Genomic DNA, 4632 nt, shown 5'->3' with positions numbered 1-4632 from the left:
CCGCCGCGCCCCCAGCGCCGACGCCGGCCCCGGCCGCGGCCACCCCGTCGCTCGCGAAGAGCGAGGACAGCGGTGCCGCCAACTCCGACACGCATCTGCGTGCGGCCCGCGTTCTCGCGATGGCGCAGGAGATGGCGGACCGGCTGACCGGGGAGGCCAAGAAGGAGTCCGACGGGCTCATGGCCAAGGCGCGCGGCGAGTCCGATCGGCTGGTCGGCGACGCCAAGACGCAGTCGGAGAAGATGGTCGGCGACGCCCGCAGGGAGGCCGACAAGATCCTCGGCGAGGCCAAGACCAAGTCCGACGGGATCGTCAAGGACGCCCAGTCACGCTCCGAGCAGCAGATCAAGGAAGCCCAGGCCAAGGCGGACGCCCTGCAGGCCGACGCGGAGCGCAAGCACACCGAGATCATGGCCACCATCAACCAGCAGCGTGGCGTGCTCGAGGGCCGGATCGACCAGCTGCGGACCTTCGAGAAGGACTACCGCAGTCGCCTCACCAGCTACCTCGAGAACCAGCTGTCCGAGCTCGGGAAGTCCGGATCGGCTGCCCCGGCCGCCCCGGCGGAGAACGCCGGTGCGCCCGACCAGGGTGCCAAGAAGGACGGCGGCCACCGCGCCGAGTAGTCCTCCCGCGTCGACGCGTCCGGTCCCCGCCCCTGCCCAGGGTGCGGGGACCGACGTATATTCGGGGAGTGGGACCGCCCCGGAACAGGCGCGCCCCACGACACGCACCACGGCAGGAGGAACGCATGCTCGTCGCCGCACTCGGACTGACGATCCTCGGATTCGTCTTCCTCGTCGCCGCCGTCGCCACCGGTCAGATCGGGTGGGCGTGGGCCTGCATCGTGGTCGGCGCCCTCGGCCTGCTGCTGCTGGTCATGGATCTCATCCGCGGGAGATCCGCGCGTGACGGGTCCGGACGGGACCCGTCAGAGGTGGCGGACGCGGCGGACTCCCACGCCGACAGGTAACATCACCCCATGTCCGGCGGTGAGCCGGATGCGCTGCGATCCGGCCATCACCGGGGAGCGCTCGGAAGAACAGCCGGTCCCGTGGAGGGGGCGGCTCAGTAGAACCGAACGGGGGAGCCCGACCGGCCCCCGACCCATGAGTGGGCGTCGCACCGTCGTCGTCAAACGGGGTGGTACCGCGGACGGACGCGCCAGTCGTGTCCGGATCGTCCCCGAGCGCAGGCCTGTCGGCCCCACGGGTACCCACTCGTGCGGGCCCCGTACCGCGAGGAGTCCGCCCGCATGAGCACCGAGCCCACCGCCACGGGTAGCGCCTACCCGATTCTCGACCTCACCGGCGGCACCACGGCACAGTCGCCGTCGTTCCCCGCCCTCGAGGAGACCGTCCTGGCCCGGTGGGACCAGCGCGACACCTTCCGGGAGTCCGTCCGCAGACGGGCGGACGCCGAGGAATACGTCTTCTACGACGGCCCCCCGTTCGCCAACGGCCTACCCCACTACGGGCATCTGCTCACCGGGTACGTCAAGGACGTGATCCCGCGCTACCGCACCATGCGCGGATACCTGGTCGAGCGCCGCTTCGGATGGGACTGTCACGGTCTGCCGGCCGAGCTCGAGGCCGAGAAGCAGCTGGGGATCACCGAGAAGTCGCAGATCCTCGACATGGGTCTGGCCGAGTTCAACTCGGCCTGCGAGAAGTCGGTCCTGCGCTACACCGACGAGTGGGAGGAGTACGTCCACCGTCAGGCCCGTTGGGTGGACTTCGAGAACGACTACAAGACGCTGGACATCGACTTCACCGAGTCCGTCCTGTGGGCGTTCAAGCGGCTCTACGACAAGGGCCTGGTCTACAAGGGTTTCCGCGTGCTGCCGTACTCCTGGTACGAGCAGACGCCCCTGTCCAACCAGGAGACCCGGTTGGATGACGCGTACAAGATGCGTCAGGACCCCGCGGTCACCGTCGGCCTGCCGCTCGAGGCGCCGCAGTCCAGCCCGCTCCACGGCGCCGAGGCGCTGGTCTGGACCACCACCCCCTGGACCCTGCCGTCCAACCTGGCCGCCGCCGTCCACCCCGACATCGACTACTGCGTGGTGCAGGTGAACTCCGGTGAGCTCGCCGGCCGCCGCTTCGTGGTGGCCGAGGCCCGCCGCGGGGTGTATGCGCCCGAGTTCGGCGAGGACGCCGAGGTGGTGGCGACGGCGAAGGGCGCCGACCTGGTGGGTCTGACGTACGTCCCGCCGTTCGACTTCTTCGCCGGCCACCCCGGCGCGCACGTCGTGCTGTCGGCGGACTACGTCACCACCGAGTCGGGCACCGGCATCGTCCACCTCGCGCCGGCCTTCGGTGAGGAGGACAAGGACGCCTGCGACGCGGCCGGTATCGAGTTGGTCATCCCGGTCGGCCCCGACGGCAAGTTCACCGCCGAGGTGCCCCCGTACGCGGGCCAGCTGGTCTTCGACGCCAACGCGCCCATCTCACGCGACCTGCGTGCCGCGGGTCGCCTGATCCGGCACGAGACCATCGAGCACTCCTACCCGCACTCCTGGCGCTCCGGGCAGCCGTTGATCTACATGGCCCTGCCGGCCTGGTTCGTCAAGGTCACCGCGTTCCGGGACCGGATGGTCGAGCTCAATCGCGAACACATCACGTGGATGCCGGAGCACGTGCGCGACGGGCAGTTCGGCAAGTGGCTCGAGGGCGCGCGGGACTGGAACATCAACCGGAACCGGTACTGGGGCGCGCCGATCCCCGTGTGGGAGTCGGACGACCCGGCCTACCCGCGCGTGGACGTCTACGGCTCCCTCGACGAGCTCGAGGCCGACTTCGGGGTGCGGCCCACCGATCTGCACCGTCCGTACATCGACGAGCTGACCCGGCCCAACCCCGACGACCCGACCGGCAGATCCACCATGCGGCGGGTGGCCGACGTGTTCGACTGCTGGTTCGAGTCCGGGTCCATGCCGTTCGCGCAGGTCCACTACCCCTTCGAGAACAAGGAGTGGTTCGAGACCCACAACCCGGGCGACTTCATCGTCGAGTACAACGGTCAGACCCGCGGCTGGTTCTACACGCTGCACGTGCTGGCCACGGCGCTGTTCGACCGTCCCGCGTTCACGCACGTCGCCGCCCACGGGATCGTGCTGGGCAACGACGGGCTCAAGATGAGCAAGTCCAAGGGCAACTACCCGGACGTCAACGAGGTCTTCGCCCGCGACGGCTCCGATGCCATGCGATGGTTCCTCATGAGTTCCCCCATCCTCCGCGGTGGCAATCTCGTGGTGACCGAACAGGGCATCCGCGAGGGTGTGCGTCAGGCCATGCTGCCGCTCTGGAACTCCTACAGCTTCCTGCAGCTGTACGCCGCCGAGCGCGCCACCTGGCGCACGGACTCCCCGCACGTGCTGGACCGGTACATCCTGTCCCGGTTGGCCACGACCCGGGACGCGATGACCGAGGCCCTGGAGACCACGGACATCGCCGCCGCCTGCGACGAACTGCGACAGTTCGCCGACGCCCTGACCAACTGGTACGTGCGCAGGTCGCGCTCCCGGTTCTGGGCGGGGGAGGCCTCCGGTCAGGACTCCCGCGACGCCTTCGACACCCTCTACACGGTGCTGGAGACGACGATGCGGCTCGCCGCCCCGCTCCTCCCGCTCATGTCGGAGGTCGTGTGGACCGGCCTGACCGGGCGGGAGTCGGTCCACCTCGCGGACTGGCCGGCCGCCGACGAGCTCCCGCGCGACGCCGGGTTGGTCGAGGCCATGGAGGCCGTGCGGTCGGTGTGTTCGACCGTCTCCTCCGTGCGCAAGGCCAAGCAGCTGCGCGTGCGCCTGCCCCTGAACTCCCTCACCGTGGCGATGCCCGACGCCGAGAGGCTCGAGCCGTTCACCGGGATCATCGCCGACGAGGTCAACGTGCGCCACGTCCACCTGACGAGCGACGTGGCCGCCCACGGGCGGATGGAGCTGGCCGTCAACGCCCGCGCGGCGGGGCCGCGGTTGGGCAAGCAGGTTCAGGCGTGCATCAAGGCCGCCAAGACGGGGGACTGGTCCGAGGCCGACGGGGTGGTCATCGCCGGTGGGGTCGAACTGCAGGAGGGCGAGTACGAACACCGCCTCGTGGCCGCGGACCCGGAATCGACGGCCGCGCTCCCGGGCGGGGCCGGGCTGGTGGTGCTGGACCTGACCGTCACCGAGGAGCTGGAGGCGGAGGGCTGGGCCAAGGACCGGATCCGTGAGATCCAGGAGGCCCGCCGCGGCGCCGGGTTCGACATCTCCGACCGCATCCGGGTGCGCCTGGAGGTCCCGGCGGCCCGCCGCGACTGGGCCGACCGTCACGCCGGGCTGATCGCCGGCGAGGTCCTCGCCACGGACTTCGCTGTGGTGGACGCGCTGAACCCGGGCGACGGTGACCCCGCCGAGCTCGCCGAGGGGGTCAGGATGACGCTGGCCCGGGTCTGACCGGGCCGGTCCTGAGCCGAGACGGGAGTCGGCATGGCTGACGGGCAGGACCGCTGGGTCCTGCACGTGGACATGGACGCCTTCTTCGCGTCCTGCGAGCAGCTCACCCGGCCGACCCTGCGGGGTCGGCCGGTGCTCGTGGGAGGGGTGGGGGGCCGCGGTGTGGTCGCGGGGTGCTCGTACGAGGCGCGGGCCCG

General features: G+C 70.6%; 3 protein-coding genes and 1 pseudogene. All 4 read left to right on the top strand.

The window, feature by feature from the left end:
• On the top strand, positions 1 to 626 hold a 626-nt coding region (locus G6022_RS10470), incomplete at its 5' end, for a cell division protein (RefSeq protein ID WP_182691528.1).
• Positions 627 to 751: 125 nt separating this feature from the next.
• A complete protein-coding gene (locus G6022_RS10465; protein ID WP_182618041.1) occupies positions 752 to 973 on the top strand; it encodes a hypothetical protein in 222 nt (73 codons plus the stop codon).
• A gap of 282 nt (positions 974 to 1255) precedes the next feature.
• Entirely contained in the window at positions 1256 to 4435 is a 3180-nt protein-coding gene (ileS, locus tag G6022_RS10460) for an isoleucine--tRNA ligase (protein WP_179525076.1), read from the top strand.
• A gap of 33 nt (positions 4436 to 4468) precedes the next feature.
• Positions 4469 to 4632: pseudogene (locus tag G6022_RS10455) on the top strand (DNA polymerase IV); the annotation flags it as partial.

Source organism: Dietzia sp. Cai40 (genome assembly GCF_014145165.1).
GTDB classification, from domain to species: Bacteria; Actinomycetota; Actinomycetes; order Mycobacteriales; family Mycobacteriaceae; genus Dietzia; species Dietzia natronolimnaea.
This window is presented reverse-complemented; position numbering and strand designations above follow the sequence as displayed.

Bases quoted from the DNA above. Each gene is read 5' to 3' on its own strand.
- G6022_RS10465 (WP_182618041.1), top strand. From the start codon at position 752: ATGCTCGTCGCCGCACTCGGACTGACGATCCTCGGATTCGTCTTCCTC.
- ileS (WP_179525076.1), top strand. From the start codon at position 1,256: ATGAGCACCGAGCCCACCGCCACGGGTAGCGCCTACCCGATTCTCGAC.